Origin of the sequence: Shewanella violacea DSS12 (assembly GCF_000091325.1) — a bacterium.
In the GTDB taxonomy this organism is placed as follows: Bacteria; Pseudomonadota; Gammaproteobacteria; order Enterobacterales; family Shewanellaceae; genus Shewanella; species Shewanella violacea.
In genome coordinates this window covers 1,932,823-1,951,837 of record NC_014012.1, presented here as the reverse complement: position 1 = coordinate 1,951,837, position 19,015 = coordinate 1,932,823, and the positions used below count along the sequence as shown (strand labels likewise).

Annotated in this window: 13 protein-coding genes; 3 read left to right on the top strand and 10 right to left on the bottom strand. The window is 46.4% G+C overall.

The annotated features are described in order from the left end of the window. The first annotated feature begins 1 nt into the window (after position 1). The 3 genes from SVI_RS07980 (at position 2) to SVI_RS07970 (ending at position 3,517) form a co-directional block, all read left to right on the top strand. On the top strand, positions 2-1,567 hold the full coding sequence (locus SVI_RS07980) for an aldehyde dehydrogenase (NADP(+)) (RefSeq protein WP_013050986.1): 1,566 nt from the start codon (positions 2-4) through the stop codon (positions 1,565-1,567). A 119-nt stretch (positions 1,568-1,686) separates the two neighbouring features. Next, positions 1,687-2,358 carry a GntR family transcriptional regulator gene (locus tag SVI_RS07975; RefSeq protein WP_013050985.1) on the top strand — a complete coding sequence of 224 codons (672 nt, stop codon included), beginning with the start codon at positions 1,687-1,689 and terminating at the stop codon, positions 2,356-2,358. A gap of 94 nt (positions 2,359-2,452) precedes the next feature. After that, complete coding sequence (locus tag SVI_RS07970) at positions 2,453-3,517, top strand: ketoacyl-ACP synthase III (RefSeq protein WP_041420271.1); 1,065 nt, start codon at positions 2,453-2,455, stop codon at positions 3,515-3,517. A 181-nt stretch (positions 3,518-3,698) separates the two neighbouring features. Here SVI_RS07970 and SVI_RS07965 read toward each other — a convergent pair whose 3' ends face one another. From SVI_RS07965 to SVI_RS07920, 10 genes are all read right to left on the bottom strand, one after another. Next, complete coding sequence (locus tag SVI_RS07965) at positions 3,699-3,878, bottom strand: hypothetical protein (RefSeq protein WP_013050983.1); 180 nt, start codon at positions 3,876-3,878, stop codon at positions 3,699-3,701. A gap of 516 nt (positions 3,879-4,394) precedes the next feature. Continuing rightward, complete coding sequence (locus SVI_RS07960) at positions 4,395-6,431, bottom strand: PhoX family protein (RefSeq protein ID WP_041420270.1); 2,037 nt, start codon at positions 6,429-6,431, stop codon at positions 4,395-4,397. A gap of 236 nt (positions 6,432-6,667) precedes the next feature. Further along, the gene (locus SVI_RS07955) at positions 6,668-7,654 is read right to left on the bottom strand and encodes an XdhC family protein (protein WP_013050980.1); all 987 of its coding nucleotides are present in this window, start codon (positions 7,652-7,654) and stop codon (positions 6,668-6,670) included. Then, on the bottom strand, positions 7,641-8,873 hold the full coding sequence (locus SVI_RS07950) for a cytochrome c (RefSeq protein WP_013050979.1): 1,233 nt from the start codon (positions 8,871-8,873) through the stop codon (positions 7,641-7,643). The genes SVI_RS07955 and SVI_RS07950 overlap by 14 nt, the downstream gene beginning before the upstream one ends. Then, the gene (locus SVI_RS07945) at positions 8,870-9,403 is read right to left on the bottom strand and encodes a (2Fe-2S)-binding protein (protein ID WP_013050978.1); all 534 of its coding nucleotides are present in this window, start codon (positions 9,401-9,403) and stop codon (positions 8,870-8,872) included. The genes SVI_RS07950 and SVI_RS07945 overlap by 4 nt, the downstream gene beginning before the upstream one ends. Next, positions 9,400-12,240 carry a xanthine dehydrogenase family protein molybdopterin-binding subunit gene (locus SVI_RS07940; RefSeq protein ID WP_013050977.1) on the bottom strand — a complete coding sequence of 947 codons (2,841 nt, stop codon included), beginning with the start codon at positions 12,238-12,240 and terminating at the stop codon, positions 9,400-9,402. The genes SVI_RS07945 and SVI_RS07940 overlap by 4 nt, the downstream gene beginning before the upstream one ends. A gap of 411 nt (positions 12,241-12,651) precedes the next feature. Further along, positions 12,652-14,052, bottom strand: a complete 1,401-nt coding sequence (gene pntB / locus SVI_RS07935; RefSeq protein ID WP_013050976.1) for a Re/Si-specific NAD(P)(+) transhydrogenase subunit beta — start codon at positions 14,050-14,052, stop codon at positions 12,652-12,654. A gap of 14 nt (positions 14,053-14,066) precedes the next feature. Beyond that, positions 14,067-15,611 (bottom strand): Re/Si-specific NAD(P)(+) transhydrogenase subunit alpha, encoded by a 1,545-nt coding sequence (locus SVI_RS07930; RefSeq protein WP_013050975.1) that lies wholly within the window; start codon positions 15,609-15,611, stop codon positions 14,067-14,069. Between the two features lie 660 nt (positions 15,612-16,271). Next, a complete protein-coding gene (locus SVI_RS07925; protein ID WP_041419792.1) occupies positions 16,272-16,964 on the bottom strand; it encodes a 3'-5' exonuclease in 693 nt (230 codons plus the stop codon). Between the two features lie 86 nt (positions 16,965-17,050). Next, positions 17,051-18,913: a DUF294 nucleotidyltransferase-like domain-containing protein gene (locus SVI_RS07920; RefSeq protein WP_013050971.1), complete on the bottom strand. Its 1,863-nt coding sequence runs from the start codon at positions 18,911-18,913 to the stop codon at positions 17,051-17,053. Between the last annotated feature and the right edge of the window lie 102 nt (positions 18,914-19,015).

The following is a 19,015-nucleotide window of genomic DNA, read 5'->3' as shown; positions in this document are numbered from 1 at the left end:
TATGACAGATTTAGTTACTTCAAAAATTACTGGCCAACACTTTATTAACGGCGCTTGGACTGGTGATGCCAATGCATTTACTAGCTTTGATCCAGTAACAAACCTCAAGCTAGACTGGCAGTTTGCCAATGCGAGTAAAAATGATATAGATAGTGCTGCTAAAGCGGCCAAGTCGGCATTTGTTCAATATCGAGCCAAGACTCCAGTGCAAAGAGCCGATTTTCTGGATGCCATCGCCAGTGAACTGGAAGCAGATATAGAAGCCATCACCATGGCGGCAAACCGTGAGTCAGGACTGCCTATGGCACGAGTCCAAGGCGAAACTGGCAGAACCTGTAATCAACTGAGACTGTTTGCCGGCACATTGCGTGAGCCACTGGATCCTAAATTTATCGATTTAGCCAAGCCTGACAGAGCTCCGCTACCAAAAGCCGACAGCCGTCTGAGCGTATTGCCAATTGGACCGGTTGCCGTATTTGGTGCATCAAACTTTCCATTAGCATTCTCAACCGCAGGTGGTGACACAGCATCGGCATTAGCCGCAGGTTGTCCGGTGATCGTTAAGGGCCACCCCGCTCACCCAGCAACCAGTGAACTTGTTACCCGCGCTATCGAAAAAGCCATCATAGCCTGTGATATGCCTGCCGGAGTATTTAATCTGGTTCAAGGCGCTATGCCACAAGTCTCAACTGATCTCGTCACCCACAGTGCCATTAAAGCCGTTGGTTTTACTGGTTCACTCAAGGTGGGACGCATTTTAGCGGATCTCTGCGCCGCACGTCCCGAGCCGATTCCATTTTATGGCGAATTAGGCTCGACTAACCCACAATTCTTGCTCAACAATATATTGACTGCAACCGCAGAGCAGATGGCACAGACCCAAGTCCAATCTATGATGATGGGTCATGGTCAGTTTTGTACCAGCCCAGGCGTTGTTGTTGCAGTTAAAGGTGAAGCACTTAACCGTTATCTCGCGACTATGTCTGAGACCATAGCTGCACTGCCGGCGGCGGCCATGCTCACCCCAGGCATAGCCTCAACCTATCAAGCCCAAGTTGAAGCCTTGCTTAAAGACACCAGTGTTGAGTTAGTTGCTCAAGGTCAATCGGCTCAAGCGAGCCATTTAACTAGACCTACGGCAGTACGCGTCAATGCCGACGATTACCTGACAACGCCAGAGCTTCAGCAAGAGATCTTCGGCCCTTGTGTAGTAATAGTCGAATGTGAAGATACAGCTCAGATGCTCAATATAGCGACTGAATTGGAAGGTCAGCTCACGGCGACTATTCACGGGGATGAAGCTGAGCTTGCAGACAATCAGTCATTAATTGAGGCGGTGGCTTTTAATGTTGGCCGTATCATCTTCAATCAAATGCCCACGGGAGTCGAAGTCTGTCACTCGATGAATCACGGCGGTCCTTACCCTGCAAGCACGGATAGCCGCACAACGTCCGTAGGCAGTCAGGCCATGAAACGCTTTGAGCGTCCAATATGTTATCAGAATATGCCCGCCTCATTACTCCCCGATGAGTTAAAAAACAGCTCAACTAAAGTCATCAGCTTTTAATACTTGCTTGAAATCTGAAAATAAATAACGGGAAACACAGTTTCCCTTTATTTTAACCCGCTTTAGCGGTAATCTTAGATGGACGAATATAGAATAACGAAAAGATTTAAACGGGAATTATGAGCCGATCTACACCAATTATCCATAAAACACGTACGCAAGTCGTTGTTGAGGTGCTTAGGGAAAAAATTCTTTCTGGCGATATAGCTGCCGGAGAGCCCCTTAGACAAAGTGCACTAGCCGATGAATTAAATGTCAGTCGGATCCCGGTTCGTGAAGCCCTATTGCAACTTGAAGCCGAAGGTTTGGTCAAATTTGAGGCGCATAAAGGTGCAACAGCCACCGAACTTTCTGTCGAGCAAGTCACTGAGTTATTCGAGCTTAGAGCCCTGATTGAAACCGATCTGTTGGCTAAAGCTATTCCAAACTTACAAGATGAGCACCTGCTTCAGGCCGAAAAAGTACTCGATGAACTCGAGTCAGCATTCAAAAAAGAAGATGCTGTAGCGAGTTGGAGTGAGCTCAATACTCAATTCCATACTTGCCTTTATCAGGCTGCAGAACGCCCACACACACTAGATGTGGTTCACGGACTCAATACCAATTGCGATCGTTATATCCGATTGCAACTCTTACTCGCTGGCGGAATACCGCGTGCGGAGCAAGATCACCGAGAACTGCTTACCCATTGTAAAAACAAAGACATCGACAAGGCCGTCCAGCTTTTGCGCGCGCATATTTTGCATGCGGCTGAAGCAATACGCGAGCTCGTCGCACAACAAGTGGCATAAGTCACAGTTGTAGAGATTAAGAAGCGCTAAGCTAAGTTAATTATGTTTGATGAGGCAGAGCTCAGGTTCTGCCTTTTTATTTGAGAGAAAGCACATGCAGTACGCAACGATTACAGGTTGGGGAAAATGCGTTCCACCAGCCACATTAACCAACGATGACCTATCCACTTTCATCGAGACTTCAGATGAGTGGATCAAATCACGTACCGGCATAAGCCAACGTCATATCAGTCACGTGAATACCTCTGCGCTGGCTTCAGTTGCTGCCCAGCATGCACTTGCTGCTGCAGGCATAGAGGGTAGCGAGCTGGATATGATTATTCTTGCTACTGCCAGCCCAGATACCTTGATTCCAAATATTGCCTCTACGGTTCAAGCCGATGTAGGTGCGACCTGTGCGGCGTTTGATATCAATGCCGCATGCAGTGGCTTCTTGTATGGCATAGGTCTGGCGAGTTCTCAGATTAAAAGTGGCCAGTGCAAGAAGGTATTGGTTATCGGTGCCGAGCGCTTGTCATTCTATTTAGATTGGGCACGTCGTGATACAGCCGTGCTGTTCGGTGATGGTGCCGGTGCCGTCGTATTAGAAGCGACAAATGAAGCTATCGGTGTCTTAGGCTACGAGCTGAGCAACGACCCTGCCGGACGCGACATACTCAAGTCACAATTTGGCACGGCTATGGACAGATTCGAAGCTTCATCATTAGACTTCTACATCGAGTTTAATGGTCAGGAGATCTTCAAACGTGCCATCGCTGGTATGAGTAAGCTAAGTACTAAGGTACTGGAGAAGTGCGAGATATCTAAAGATGATATCGATTTGGTTATTCCTCATCAGGCTAACGAGCGTATTATCGATACCCTCATCAACCGCATGAAGATCCCGAAAGAGAAAGCCTTCATAAACATAGCTAACTATGGTAATACCTCGGCAGCAACCATACCTATCGCCATCTGTGATGCTTTAGAACAAGGTAAGATTAAGCCAGGCCAGACGATTCTATCTTGTGCCTTCGGCGCTGGACTCACCTCGGCTGCAGCGTTAATCAAATGGGGTGACAGAGTCACACCTATCAAGCAAAGCGACGCAGACTTGCCACCTTGTGATAAAACAGGTATCGAACTGGTCAGCAAAGCCGTTAAACACTTCTGTGGCTAACCGCTAACTAATATTGTCAATATTAGTGCGCAATATCAGCTTCAACGAAAAACACCAGCCTAGGCTGGTGTTTTTGTGTATAAGGACTTCACTAATAAAGAATTATCCCCGCCAGTCAGAGTCAGGGGATATCGATCGGCAGCAACTGCTAGTTCCCTACTAATACCTAATAAAATAAGGCCTAGTTATAACCACGCACATAGTTCCAGGTCACATCGTCGCTCATGTTAGACTCGGCATTATATGCTTGGTATTCTTTCTTATTGGCACTCGCCATTGAAAACTCACCAAAACCTTCTATCTGATCATTCAGGTGATTATTTTGATCATTCTTTAAGACTATTTTTTTTGAATTATTCATAATACATCCTTTAAATACCCAGGTGTTTGACCACGAAGTCAGCTTGAGGAAAATTTAGCGTTTCTCTCTTATACCAATAGGTACCAGGTACTAAATAATTCCAACTGATAAAATAATTAGACAATAAACTCAGTGTTTGTAAGTATCTAACAATAAAACTTAAGTGTTAGTACCTAACCAACAATACATTATCGTATAAAATATTCAATAGTCCATTTTAAAAGTTTGTATTTGAGTATTTGAATAGTCACTCGAGCCAAGCTTCAACATCTAATGCAAATAGGCATAAGGCGATGGGTAATGGGCATGAGCCATGAGTAATCTGCCATGAGCCATAAGTAGTGACTCATGGCACTGAGTAATCAACCAAGATAAATAATCTGAAATGCGGAAGTTAATGTCAGCAATTAGAGGCAATGGCAGTGACACCTTGCCACCACCACTGGCTTTTACTATGAAGGGTTACAAGTTTACAGCGCTCTTTAACGCTATAAGCCAAGCTTCCACTCAAATGCGTTAAACACCAATCTCACCGCCATCATCTTTACGTATGAACACAGTGGCCGAGCGCGGCCTAATAATCTGCCCCTCTGGGGTCTCAGCTGTAGCGTCCATGTTATAAGGCCAATTTCCAGGATGCTGAATATTCAAGAAGCAATTTTTCTGATCTGGGGTAAAGGTAAGCCCTGTGATCTCACAAGCATTTGGTCCCACGAAGAAACGTCTCAGCTCAGCTTGGTTATCACCATGTATGATGTCAGCCTTACCGTCCTTATCGACGAGTTTACTTGGGATCACAGCCAACATCTGATCATTGGTCTTATCTTTAACTTCCATCGAGCCACTGTTATCGGTTTGTACCCAGAGTATGCCACGAGCATCGAATGACAGACCGTCAGGACATGCGAACTCATTAGACTCGGTCAGGCCAGACAGGTTGATATCATTCGCGCCATCCGATGGTGCGCCAAATACAAATATATCCCAACTAAACTCATCACTGCCATCGACATCATTCCAGCGAATGATATGACCAAAATCATTGGGTGCTCTCGGATTTGCAATATTGGGCTCTTCTCGTGCCTTGTTATTGGTTAAGGACAAATAAACGCTACCTGTAATAGGATCCACTGTGGTCCACTCGGGGCGATCCATGGGAGTAGCTCCCACTCTATCGGCCGCACCGGCCGTATTGAGTATGATATCGGCCAAAGAGTCGAAATCATCCCCTAGCGTGCCTCCCTCTTGCTTCGGACTATCTAAAGTCAAAGGCAACCATACACCTTTACCTTCTTCATCGAATCGAGCCACATACAAGGTTCCCGTATCCATGTACTTTTGGCCCACAGTCAACCTGTCTGTCCGTTCGGCATCCGCCGGATCCCATAAAGCTTCGGAAACAAATTTATAGAGATACTCATTGTTGGTATCGTGTCCCATATAACAGCTTAAGCTATGGCCCTCTTTTAACTTGCCATAGGCGATACCTTCATGACGAAAGCGACCCAGTGCCGTACGTTTAACGGCGACAGACTGAGGATCGTGAGGGTCTATCTCGACGATATAGCCGTAACCATTGGCTTCATTTCGATAATCTTCCAGCGAGTTATTCCCCGTTGGCGTAATATTGAACCGAGAAAACTCACTTTCTTGCTCACTTTCATCTCCGGCAAGATCTTCCCAAGAATACTTGGTGTGCTTATCATCCTTTTTCTTGATCCCGATTCTTATCTGCTGCTCAGACCGCGTATCCCTATTGATAAAGTAACCAGGCCAGTTCTCTTCACAGGTCAGATAGGTTCCCCAAGGGGTAAAACCATTACCGCAATTGTTAGAAGTACCCCGAGCCCTCTTTCCTTTTGGAGAGAAAGGCGTGATTAGGGATGCATGACCAGACAAAGGTCCCGCTATTTGCAACTCAGTGGCGGCAGTAATGCGGCGATTGTGGGGATCATTTTTTATCACTCGCCACTCACCAGCAAGCAAACTGATACGTACAACTGTGATGCCATGGGCATTTATCTCTTTTCTTATCTCTTCGGCGCTGTTTCTTAAACCTGAGATTGGATCTACACTCGCTCCATTCGGGTGCAGTGCTTCTTGCTGAATATACTCATGGTTAATACACATGAGACCATCGGTTGAAGATCCATTCAGGGGATAGAAATGCATACCATCATGGTTCTGTCCGACAGAGTTAGCCTGATCTAACGCTGTATTACTGCCATCACTCAGCCACTCCTGAGCCATATCGTTGAGCGGTGTCCCCCATGGTGCCAACACCTGAGCCGAGTACCCTTTTGCAACCACAACACTGTCTTTCTTAGCGCAGGCAATGGAGCTAAAACCTAATTTAAGTTCAGGTATCGGATCAGGCTTAGTATCACTGCTAAAACACCCAGTGAGGCCGACACTGCTAAAGAGTGAAAAACCAGCGGTGCCTAAACCGGTTTTTAACATACTTCTTCTCGAAATATGCTTATCTAAGATCCTTGAAAAGGCTTCATTATTGCTTTTGTTATATACAGTACTATTGTGGGTTGCTTTACTCATAATATCCTCAGTACGACTAATTGCTGACATATTTTGAGCTGAACTCTAACGAGAATAGATGACACTAACATGACGGATAGAAAACAGACTTATGACCATGGCGCGATTTTAAGCCAAACTGAATAGATGTCACATGAAGAGGATTATGGTTTAACAGGTACAAAAATGCCGGTTCAAACTGAACCGGCACTTTCATTTAACAAGAGTATTTAACAAGCGTATTTAACACGCCTAGGCTAACTAACCTTAGCGAGCTCGATGCCATTACGTTTAGCGATCACTTCGGCCATGATTGAAATCGCAATTTCCACCGGCGTTTTACTGCCTATGTCTAAACCTATGGGGGCATGCAAGCGTGATATATCTTGCTCGCTGTATTCACCTATGCGCTTTAAGCGTTCAATTCGCGTCGCCGTGGTACGTTTTGAGCCCATAGCACCTATGTAGAATGCATTGGACTCCAGCGCCGCCATCAAGCCTAAATCATCCACCCTAGGATCGTGTGCTAAGGCTAGCACCACTGAGCAGGAATTCACATTTTGCTCAACAAACTGATCCGGTGATTGCCAGCTAACGTCTACGCCGCCGTTGGCTGAAGAATATTCCCAGTCGCCGGCAAGTTGTTTACGAATATCACATATCTTGACTGTGTAACCCGCAAGGCGTGCGAGTTGAGCCACATGCTGACTCACCAGACTTATCCCCAATAGCAAGACATTCCAGGCTTGAGAATAGTGCAATAATACTGAGTTATCTTCCACTGACACGGCTTGGTTTGAAGACTGATCTTCAGCTTCAATACGGCTTATACCAGACACAAGATCCACCCGCCGGCAATAGCTTAGGCTAGATTGCTCGGCCTTAAGCCAAACCAACAGCTGATTTATCGAATCTTGATTAGGCTCCAGCTTCTCAATCAACAGACGAATAGTGCCACCGCAAGGAAGCTCGAATACACTGCCCTCTTTGTTATGGTGTTTGCCATAATCGAATAAGCAGGCAGGCCCGTTAAACTCACCTTGGTTAATCATCTCGAGGAATGCCTCTTCGAGACAGCCCCCAGAGATAGAACCGGCGCGAAACTGGCCGTCGGTCGCAAACAAGGACCCTATGGGTCTTGGCGCAGACCCATAAGTGCTCACAACGGTGCAGAGCCATACCTGACGGCGCTCATTGAGCCAGTCAGATATTGTGTCTAATACCGAAATATCAGTGAGCTGCATCGGCAATGCTGTCCTCAATCTGATCCACCCACTCCTGAACCTGAGACTCAGTTAAATCCGATGGCTGCTTAGTCCATACCTTACGTATGTAGTTAGTCAGCTCAGTTAACTGCTTAACACTCAATGTGTCACGATAAGATGGCATGGCATAAAAACCATGAGTATAGCTGTATCTCTGCTCCTCTACGCCATTGAGCATCACAGACAGGGTATTGATTGGTACTGCCTTGTCTATGGTGGCATTAGCAATCAATGCCGGACTCACATTGGGCTTACCTTCACCATCGATACCATGACAACCGGCGCAATAACCTTTATAAAGATCATATCCTGGATCTGATTTATCATGGCCATTAAAGGTATCGCTCTTAGCAGTAATTTCACCGTCATTATCCAATAAATAGCTGGTCACAGCCGACATATCATCGTTAGTTAGGTGACTAAAGCTATGGAAAACCACGGGATACATGCCAGCAAACACAGTACCTTTTCTCGAATAACCTTTACGCAGCACGTCATCGAGATCTTGCTTAGTCCAGCCCTGACGGTTTAGCTCTTTCGGGGTAATATTGGATGCCAACGCACCACCGATAAGCTCACCCTCAAAGTGCCTGGACTGATCCATGGCGAACATAGCATCTCTTGGAGTATGGCACTCACCACAGTGACCCAGGCCATTAACTATATAACTGCCTCGATTCCACTTCTCGCTCTTATCAGCATCTGCCTCGAAGACCTTCGAGTCATGGTTAACTAAGTTCCATGCCTTAAGCCCCATTCGAATATTCGTTGGGAACATCAGGTCATTATCCCTGTTTTCCTGTTTGACCGGCTTAGTGCTCATAAAGTAACGGTATAGGGCCTCTATATCTTGATCTGTCAGCAGATGATAAGAGGTGTAAGGCATGGCAGGATAGAGATTTCCCTTAGGCGCTACACCGCCACGCATCGCATCGGTGAAATCTTCCAGGCTGTAATGACCTATGCCAAACTCTTTGTTTGAGCTGATATTGGTGGAATAGACGATACCAAATGGGGTCGTAAATGGCAGGCCGCCACCATTGGCCTGACCTTCATCTATGGTATGACAAGCGGTACAGTCACCAAGTTTAGCAAGATACTTACCCTGCTCAACGAGGTCATTCTGCGTGGCATTGGCTGTTAGAGGCAAGGCCAAACACAGGGCCGATAATTTGAGTATATTGACATTCATCTTCATGGGCGTGTGAGTCCTTCTGTCGATAAGATTAACTCTTTCACTGCCTTGTAGTATTTAACATACCCGGTGCAGCGACAGACGTGATCGCCTAAGGCTTTCTCGATAACGGTTTCAATCTCAGACACTCGAATTGGCATGAGTTTTAATCGCTCTACCAAGACAGTGGTTTCATTGACGAAGCCTGAGGTACACCAACCACACTGGAAGGAGAAATTCTCAATAAAAGTCTCCTGTACCGGAGACAGCTTAATGATCTCACCAAATTCATTCGCCTTGGCGTGACCTTCGACAGTTCTTATCTTCTTGCCATTGAATCTCGACACACCATTGATACAGGTACGCACGGATTCACTGGTGCCATCTTGGTTATCTATGATCACAGTACAAGCATGACAGACACCCACACCACAACCGAATTTGGTGCCAGTCATATTCAGATGTTCATGAAGAAATTCAATCATCATGACATCGTCACTGGTCTCAATTGGACCTATAGCCTTGTTGTTAATACTCAGTGAAATTATGCTCATGATAATGCCTTCTTAATCTCTTTCTTACTGATAGGTAAATGATAAAAACGTGTACCTATTGCCTGATAAACGGCTTCCACAACGGCCGGAACTATGGGGATCATCACCACTTCAGCCATACCTTTGGTTGGATCTGATTCCGACAAGGGCGGCAATATAGTATGGGTTAAATTCCATACCCCTACATGCTTAGCCAGAGGAACCTGATAACGGTTAAGGTTCCAGGTGCCGTTACCTGCGCCCTCCTCACCCAATGGCAAATACTCATGCAGCACATGACCAAGTCCCATGACTAGGCCACCTTCTATCTGGCCTTCTACCAGTTTTTCAACGATAACCCGGCCACATTCCAGCCAAGTATGGGTCGCTAATATCTCGACCTCGCCACTGCCTTCCTGTACGGCTATTTCACATAGAGTGGCACACGGCGCGTAGTAAGTGACCATGGCATTATTCATGGTGGTGCTCGGGTAGTTCACTCTGCTTCTGTCGAGTAAGTGATAGCCTGTATCACCCATCAAGGCTTGCTTAGCTTTACTCGCACCACTGCCGTATTGGAGCGCTAAGGCATCGATGGAAAGCTTGTTGCTTTTTCCTGCGATAACGAATTCACTCTCGGCCCAAGACCAGCGATTGAATGCATGGACCATCACTCCAGTCACAAGTCCCATGGTGTGGGCTTTATGAGCCAGAATATCGATAGACAGTGGTGGGTAACCTGCCGCCGTTAATTTACCGTCAATCCAATGGGCATTGTTAACATCGGTAAAGTCAGCAGGCGCGTGGTCATTATTGAAAAATTGTGTTCGCCAGATCTCAATTGCTGCGGGCCATAAGCCCTGCTCTAAGATGATCTTAGCGGCAATATTTGTGGTGTGACTCTGAAAGTATGAAGATTGAGATGCCGAAGAGGCCATCGCGATAGATGGCGTCCAACGAGGATCTTTCTCCATCACATCTTGCTTATCTTGCGAGATTAAATAGGGAGAATCTGTCTCTTTAAGCTTCATCACATCCCAAAGCGTCACCTCACCGAGGAAGACTTCATCGGCCATGTTACCCAGATACTGCTGAACAAGGGTTCCTTGAGAGGTGTCAGTGCCGGTTCCCATCTCCATGGAAGCGAGACGAACGACAATCTTGCCTTCTTTAGTGATAGAAATCTGAGTCGAAGGTGCATTGGCCCCGGTACCATAATCTTTGGTCACTATGCCAAAACCTACGCCATATTTTTTACCCGGATTACTTGCTTCAAACTCTTGTTTTTTCTGTTCGCGGTTAACCCAAATATCGTGCTTTTGCGCCAGTTCCAACATCTCCTGATAACGCAGTGCCCCATTGGGAATTGCGCCCTGAGTGTTACGATAACCAGGCTGCATGATGTTGGCGAGCCTGAGGTCGAATGGGTCGACATTAAGTTTCTCTGCCGACTCGTTGACCATCATCTCCATGGCAGACATAGCTTGTAAGGTGCCATAGCCTCGCATCGAACCACAATCAGGATTCTGTGAAGCATAAGCCACGGCTGTGATATCGTTTTGTGGCAGATAGTACACACCTTGCAGTGCACTGGCCCCCACCATAGTCACAGAGCCGGTAAAGTTTAAGCGTCCACCGCCATCAATCACCATATCTGAGATTAATGCCTTAAATTTAAGGGTTTTCTTATCGATGGCCAGCTTATGATGCATCTTAAACGGATGACGTTTTAGACCCGCCTGAAATTGCTCAAATCTATCGTTGGCGATATGCACTGGCTTATCACTTAACAGAGATGCCATCAGGCCATAATAAGGAAATATGGAATGATCCTTTGCGCCGAAGCCACCACCTATGAAGGGCGAATGCACGACTAGCTTAGTGATCTGATGTTTATACTTACTGTGTTCAATCATCTCACCGGCTTGCAGATAAAAATCATGGGGAGATTGTATGGTGAGCACAGTATGTAGAGTGCCACTGGCGCGGTCGAACCAACCGTTGAATGCTTCTGGCTCCATCATCATGGGCTCGATAGACTGAGTCTGATAATCTTGCTCAAAGATAAACCAGTCCTCTTCATCCATCTGCTTCGCCATATCATCGGCATAATAGATGGCGCGCTGGGCCGTTGAACCAGATTTGTCACTATCTGTAGGCCAGACTGCCTGATGGTCGACATAATTAGGGAAGAAGAGTCCATCGCTCAAGGTACTGTAATTATCCACGCCATTGGCACCATTTTTCCCCTCAGAGCGAACGATACGCCAACTGGCTAAGGGATCTTTACTCTCGCTGGTTAATGACGTTTTCTCACCATAAATAATGGCGCTCTCGCTAAACTGCAGCCTGAGCTTAGCGGCTTTAAAGGAAGTAAAATCACTAAATATCAACAGGGCAACCGCGTGACCTAAGTAATCAGGCGTTTGACCTTTGGCTAACAACATCTTATCGCCGAAAAAGCCCGGTAATTTAATGCCAGCCTCTTTAAGTGTTGTAGATGTGATCACCAGACTTGGTTTAGCACTTTCCGGGATTGCTGAAAGGTTTATGCCTTCGAAACGGTGATCGGCTTTATTAGCACGTAAAATAAATCCATAGTGCTGAGTATCGGGCCAGCCATCCATGTCCATGGCGCGGTAATCGCGGCCATAAATCTTCTGCCCGGTGACTTTAGCGATACCGTCTAGACGAAATTTAGGTTTACCCGTCCCTTTCCACTGCTCCATCAAAGCATCAGAAACCATTGCTGCATTCGCCTTGCCTGCGTTAAACAGCATAGGCGCACTGTACACGGCGACTCCGCCCACCACACATTGCTTTATAAATGACCGACGCGAAAGATCGAATCTAGACATAGTCTTTCCTTTTGTATTTATTTTTTTCAGGCGTGCCGAATCCATCGAATTAACTGTAAAAATTAAAAACGGAAAAATCTTTATTCGGAAAAGTTCATCATGAAACTGACGGTTAATTTTCTATAGGATTGGCATCGTACATACTCATGCTTAACATTAGGGATCTAAGTTAGAAAACATCGAGTACTAATTCAGTATATTGATATAAATCACATTTGCCAGTAAAAGGGCGACATAAAACCAACATCACTCAATCAAGATGAATAACACTCATCAACTTTGCATTGATTTACATCAAGTTTTAATGATTTAGTTAACAAAATGATTATCAGTTTTATTGCATAAAAAAATGCCAGTCATTTCTGACTGGCATTCAGCGGTAACACTCAGACTGCCCTTGGGCATAGAGGCTTAGATGCTGGCTAAAATCTTAGATACAGAATCCTTAGCATCGCCAAAGAGCATCTCGGTATTCTCTTTGAAGAATAATGGGTTCTGAACTCCGGCATAACCAGTCGCCATAGAGCGCTTGAAGACCACTACGTTATCGGCATTCCACACTTCGAGAACCGGCATTCCTGCAATCGGACTTCCAGGCTCTTTCGCAGCGGGGTTGACCGTATCGTTAGCACCGATAACCAGCACCACATCGGTATTGGCAAAATCATCATTGATCTCATCCATCTCCATCACTATGTCATAGGGAAGTTTTGCTTCGGCCAACAAGACATTCATGTGACCAGGTAGACGACCCGCGACAGGGTGGATAGCAAAACGCACTTTGACACCACGGTCACGCAATTTTTTGGTGATCTCTGCAACCGGATACTGAGCCTGAGCCACCGCCATACCATAACCTGGGGCTATGATAACTGTGCGCGCATTTTTCAGCAGCTCAGCCACATCTGCAGCTTGAGTCTCACGATGTTCACCTAGCTCACCGTCACCGATAACCACAGTTCCGCCAGAGGTACCAAAACCGCCTAAGATAACTGAGATAAATGAACGGTTCATCGCCTTACACATGATGTAGGACAGAATGGCGCCCGAGCTACCCACCAAGGCACCCGTGATGATCAGCAGATCATTACCTAACATGAAACCAGCTGCAGCCGCGGCCCAGCCAGAATAGGAGTTAAGCATGGAGACAACCACTGGCATATCCGCGCCGCCGATGGCCGATACCAGGTTATAACCGAATACAAACGAGATAGCCGTCATCAATACTAAAGCTGATATGGCATCTGTTTGCATGTAGTAGATACCCAATACCACTGAGGCAACTAGCATGGCCAGATTAAGCCAATGGGCTCCAGGCAGAGATTTAGGGGTACTCTTCACTAAGCCACGAAGTTTAGCAAAGGCGACGATTGAACCAGTAAAGGTGACACCACCGATAAAGATACCCAGGAAGACTTCCACATCGTGAATAGTCTTAGCCACGGGATCTATGTTCCCAGTAACCGCATCCATCAAGATACTGTGATCTAAGGCGCTGGAAAAACCTACCAATACGGCAGCCAGACCCACGAAACTGTGCAAGATAGCCACAAGCTCTGGCATCTCAGTCATCTCGACTTTTAATGCTAAACGGATACCTATCCCGGCACCTATAGCCATGGCAACAGTAATGATCCAACTATTACCACCAACTTGAGTACTCGCCAGGGTCGCCACTACAGCGATAACCATACCGATAATACCCAAGAGGTTACCGCGCTGTGCGGTTTCTTGTTTACTTAAGCCTGCGAGACTAAAGATAAACAGGACTGCTGCGATAAGATAGGCAGCACTTAATAATCCTATAGACATTTTGATCTTTTCCCTTAGTCTTTACGGAACATTTTCAGCATGCGCTGAGTGACGGTGAAACCACCGGCAATGTTGATTGAGGCGATCAATATCGCAATCCCCGACAATACCAATACAGCGGTATTGTCACTGTTCATCTGCACTAATGCACCTACCACTATGATGCCACTAATGGCGTTGGTCACACTCATCAATGGTGTATGTAGTGAATGGCTTACGTTCCACACCACGTAGTAACCCACGATGCAGGAAAGCACGAATACGCTGAAGTGCTGAATAAACTCAATCGGGGCCGCGTTGGCAATCATACCAAACAAGCCAGCAGCAACTAGGGCAAGTCCAGGCTTTACCCAAGGGTTCTTAGGCTTAGGCTCAATCACTTCGGCTACGGCTTCTTCCTTAGCTTTGGGCTGAGCGCTGACTTGGATAACTGGTGGCGGAAAAGTGATCTCCCCTTCCTTCACGGCAGTCAAGCCGCGGATAACTTCGTCATCGAAGTTAATCTCATAGTTACCGTCTTTCTCAGGCACCATGATTTTAAGCAGGTTAACTAGGTTAGTACCATATAGCTGACTGGCTTGAGTCGGAAGACGACGGGATAGCTCGGTATAACCGATAATGGTCACATTGTTAACCACTGTGACTTCACCCGGTACCGTGAGTTCACAGTTACCGCCGTTAGCCGCAGCAAGATCGACAATCACACTGCCAGGCTTCATCAGGTAGACCATGTCTTCAAGAATAAGCTTGGGAGCGGGCTTACCAGGGATCAGTGCCGTAGTGATAATAATATCGACATCTTTGGCCTGCTCGCGGAAGAGTTCCATCTCGGCATCGATAAATGCCTTGCTCATCACCTTGGCATAACCATCACCAGATCCAGACTCCTCTTCGAAATCCAGCTCCAGAAATTCGGCGCCCATGGAGTTAATCTGCTCTTTCACTTCGGGACGAGTATCGAAGGCTCGCACTATGGCGCCCATACTCCCCGCGGCACCTAAGGCTGAAAGACCAGCAACACCGGCACCGATAATCAAGACTTTTGCCGGCGGAACTTTACCCGCGGCGGTGATTTGTCCAGTGAAGAAACGTCCAAAATGATTCGCAGCTTCGATAACGGCGCGATAACCATCGACGTTGGCTAAAGAGCTACGGGCATCGAGAGATTGTGCACGTGAAATACGTGGCACCATATCCATAGCCAGTAGATTAATACCTTTAGCCTTAAATTTTTCTAACAGGTCAGGGTTCTGAGCCGGCCATACAAAACTTGCTACCGTAGCACCAGGTTTTAATAAATCTGCCTCGTCAACACCCGTATCACTATTGATAGTCGGTGCATTAACTTTCAGTATAAGATCGGCTTGAAATGCATCTTCAAGGCTAACAATCTCGGCGCCAGCTTCTCGATACGCCTCATCTTTGAAATTAGCTAGTTCTCCGGCACCGCTTTGTACCACAACACTGAAGCCTAATTTCTTAAGCTGTATCACAGTGGCTGGTGTCGCGGCTACCCGGCTCTCCTGCGCGAGGATCTCCCTTGGTATTCCGATTATCATAGTGTCTTCCTGGTATCAATAGTGATGTTTTCTAATGCTGATCCCTAAGATATAAACTCAGTCATGGAATAGCGAATATTTTTAGTTCGTTTTAGGTATAACAAATAACGCATAGGGTTAATTTCTGCTCGCAAGGGCTTAAAACTCACAATCAGGCGTTTTGCTAATGTTCACAAAAACAATCAACAATACCAAGATATTGGGCTTGTGGGTCAATAAATTTGCAGAATTGCAGCTGAGGTCAATTAAATTATTCAGAACCCTTGAGGCTACAGGGCCGCTTATCTCTATCGGATATTAGTTATTTACATTAGTTATCAACTTCATCCACATGTAGCGAATACTTTTAAAGTATTCAACCTTAGACCCTTCGACTAATACTTAGATGATTAACATCTAGATGATGATTGTTTCAATATTAAAACAATGCATAGGTTCACTGAATTTCTTTATCGAATTGACCCTATTCCTGATAGCTAAAAATAAACCCGTTCCAGTTGATAATCTTGCTCTCTTTCATTGAACCAGGCTAAAAGCCCAGCCCACTGGCTAGCAAGAGAAGAGATTAATTCATATCAGGCCTGCTTAGATCTCAAGATTAGATTTCAAGATTAGATTTAATTTCTACCTGTGGTGAGTATTCAAAATTAACAAAACATCCTACTTGATAAACACTAACTCTCCTACCGTCAATCCTTCACCCTGGGCAATGGCGCAGATCTGAGCCAATAGGAGTTCACCGCAGGCTAAAGCATCGACCAAGGCATCATGAGCCCCATAAATAGGTAAGCCATATCGAATACGGCAAGCGCCTAATCTAAGAGAGCCTGTTTGCAACACCTCTTGTTTACGCAGTAAACGTCTGCGCTCGACGGCCAAGGTATCGATAGCCAGTAATGTCACCGGTTCCCCTTTGACTCTGGAGATGGCATCTTGCAGGAAGCTTATATCCAGAGGAGCATGATGTGCCACCAGCACCTTTCCTCTGGTTTGAGCCAGAAACCAGCTGATGCCATCTTCTATCTCAATCGCATCTTGCAGATGCCTATCTAAGATCCCGTGTATTGTCGCACTCTGGCCCACGCTACCATGGACTCGAATGAGTTTATGCTGGGCTCTGTCTAGCTTGAGCATGCCAGCCTCTATTGGAATTATCCCTATGCTTAATATCTGATCATGATTAGGGTCCAGACCTGTCATCTCCAGATCCAGTGCCATCAAATTCGCCCGATAAACATCTTGACCCATTAACGGCATAAGCTCGCGGTAATACCCCTGCATCTCCTGTGAACGGCTTTTAAAAGCACGCCAACATAGCCTGGACCTTAACCAGCAGTTTAATAACTTAGCCATTGGCACTTAAAAAACTCCGAGTACATTTACGTTTAATATCAGATTCAACATCATCAACTACTTCATTAATCACCTCATCAATCACCTTAAAAACTCCGGGTAAATTTAAGTTTAATGCCAGATTGGGCGTCATAGACCACCTTAAAAGCATCCCTAAGCTGATGGCGCACCAGAGAAGACAGATGCTGAGGCTTAAGATAGTTAGTGATCTCTTGTGAGTGCTTATCTTGATAGCCTTGATTAGATAGGCGCATATGGGCGATGAACTCATGGGCATCGGCCAGATTAAGGCCATCTTTGGGATTAATGATATTGAGTTCCATCAATAGACGGATCCTTTTTGCCGTATTCACCTCCTTGATCCCGGCCGACAAGGCATAGACTCGGGCGATATCATTAATAAGCGCATTGCCCTTATGCTTCAGATCTATGCCCTTGACCTCACGGCCATCACGCTCTAAAACAAACTGTTTGAAGAAGCCCAAGGGCGGTGACTCAGTAAGGGCATTCCCCGCCATCCCGGCAAGGAAGATATCATTGCCCTTAGTATTCGATAGCACAGTATCTTGCAGGTTATCGAATAAGGATTTTGGGCCGTAGACAGGACGCATATCGAAGAAGATGCTGGCGTGCATCAACGCCTTGGGATCCGGTGTATTAACCCAAGTTTCAAATTTATGTTGCCACTGGCTCAAGGTGAGACGCCACTGCGGATTTTGCGCCATTATCTCCCCAGGGCAATAAACATAACCACACAGATCAAGTCCAGTGCAGACAGATTTAGCCAAGGCCTCAAAATAGGCCGCTGCGGCCTCATCGGGTTCATGGGCGAGTAACAGACCATTGTCCTGATCGGAACAAGCAGCCTGATCTTGTCGCCCCTGAGAACCAAACGCCAACCAACAAAATGCCATGGGCGCCTCACCCAGTAACTGCTGATTCAGCACAATAAGGCGCCTGGTCAGAGCATCCGTCACCGACGTCAGTATCCGGCCAATCTCTTCGGCTCTAGCATCGGCACTGATCAGGTTTTGCAGCAACAAGGAGATCTTTTTGCTCACCTTAATAAGACTCTCGACTGTATCTTGTCTCTTTATCTCACCGATAAGCAGTAAAGGTTGAGAGCTTTGGCCACGCAATATATCTGTGCTGGTGAGGATCCCTATGGGGACGCCCTCCTCCACTATAGGCAAGTGATGAATGCTCTGCTCACTCATGAGTAGCATGGCTTCAAATACTAGCGAGCTCGATATCAATGTTATCGGCCCAGGGGTCATGGCCTGATGCACAGGTAGATGAACACCTTGCCCTTCGGCCAGCACGCGATTTCTCAAGTCTCTGTCGGTCAAGATCCCCACCAGGCGGTGATTATCCATGACCAGCACCGAGGAGACCCGCGCCAAGCGCATCTTTTTAGCGGCGTCACCCACCGAAGCTTTACTATCGATCACCAGAGGCTGCGTCGACATCAAGGTGTTTACCCGACTCGTGGTCGCCAGCTCTTTTGCCTTTAATCTGTCTTGATGACGAAGTCGTTTCGCGAAGGCCCGATTGAAAAAACGATCGATAAAGAAACGATCGAAGTGGCGATTTTCACCACGCAGGTCATTGAACGTATCGGGATCTAAGTGATAGACCAGGCCATCTTCTAATATTTGTACCCGATTACAGATTTTCTCACCGGACAGCAGCGAAAGAAAACCAAAATAATCCCCTTCACCGAGCCTGTCGACTAACTCGCCATCATCATCTCGCACCTCAAATGCCCCACTGCGCACGATATAAAGCTGGGGATGGCTTGCATCTAAGGGAACTATCATCGATGCCTTGCTGTAATAGCCAATAGTTAAGCTTCTACAGCAACGCTCGAGGGCGGCTTCTGTTAAGCAATCAAACGGCGCCAGGGCCTTAATAAACTGAGATATTGGCTGTAGCTCACTTGCATCCATAAACTGTCACCAGAAAACCGAAAGAGACTGATAACAAAACTATACCCAGATCAAAAAAATATGGGTATTCGACCAATGGCGACAACGAAGGTTTTCAAGCAG

Excerpts from the sequence above, each read along its gene's own strand:
- SVI_RS07980 (WP_013050986.1), top strand. The coding sequence starts at position 2 with ATGACAGATTTAGTTACTTCAAAAATTACTGGCCAACACTTTATTAAC.
- SVI_RS07975 (WP_013050985.1), top strand. The coding sequence starts at position 1,687 with ATGAGCCGATCTACACCAATTATCCATAAAACACGTACGCAAGTCGTT.
- SVI_RS07970 (WP_041420271.1), top strand. The coding sequence starts at position 2,453 with ATGCAGTACGCAACGATTACAGGTTGGGGAAAATGCGTTCCACCAGCC.
- SVI_RS07965 (WP_013050983.1), bottom strand. The coding sequence starts at position 3,878 with ATGAATAATTCAAAAAAAATAGTCTTAAAGAATGATCAAAATAATCAC.
- SVI_RS07960 (WP_041420270.1), bottom strand. The coding sequence starts at position 6,431 with ATGAGTAAAGCAACCCACAATAGTACTGTATATAACAAAAGCAATAAT.
- SVI_RS07955 (WP_013050980.1), bottom strand. The coding sequence starts at position 7,654 with ATGCAGCTCACTGATATTTCGGTATTAGACACAATATCTGACTGGCTC.
- SVI_RS07950 (WP_013050979.1), bottom strand. The coding sequence starts at position 8,873 with ATGAAGATGAATGTCAATATACTCAAATTATCGGCCCTGTGTTTGGCC.
- SVI_RS07945 (WP_013050978.1), bottom strand. The coding sequence starts at position 9,403 with ATGAGCATAATTTCACTGAGTATTAACAACAAGGCTATAGGTCCAATT.
- SVI_RS07940 (WP_013050977.1), bottom strand. The coding sequence starts at position 12,240 with ATGTCTAGATTCGATCTTTCGCGTCGGTCATTTATAAAGCAATGTGTG.
- pntB (WP_013050976.1), bottom strand. The coding sequence starts at position 14,052 with ATGTCTATAGGATTATTAAGTGCTGCCTATCTTATCGCAGCAGTCCTG.
- SVI_RS07930 (WP_013050975.1), bottom strand. The coding sequence starts at position 15,611 with ATGATAATCGGAATACCAAGGGAGATCCTCGCGCAGGAGAGCCGGGTA.
- SVI_RS07925 (WP_041419792.1), bottom strand. The coding sequence starts at position 16,964 with ATGGCTAAGTTATTAAACTGCTGGTTAAGGTCCAGGCTATGTTGGCGT.
- SVI_RS07920 (WP_013050971.1), bottom strand. The coding sequence starts at position 18,913 with ATGGATGCAAGTGAGCTACAGCCAATATCTCAGTTTATTAAGGCCCTG.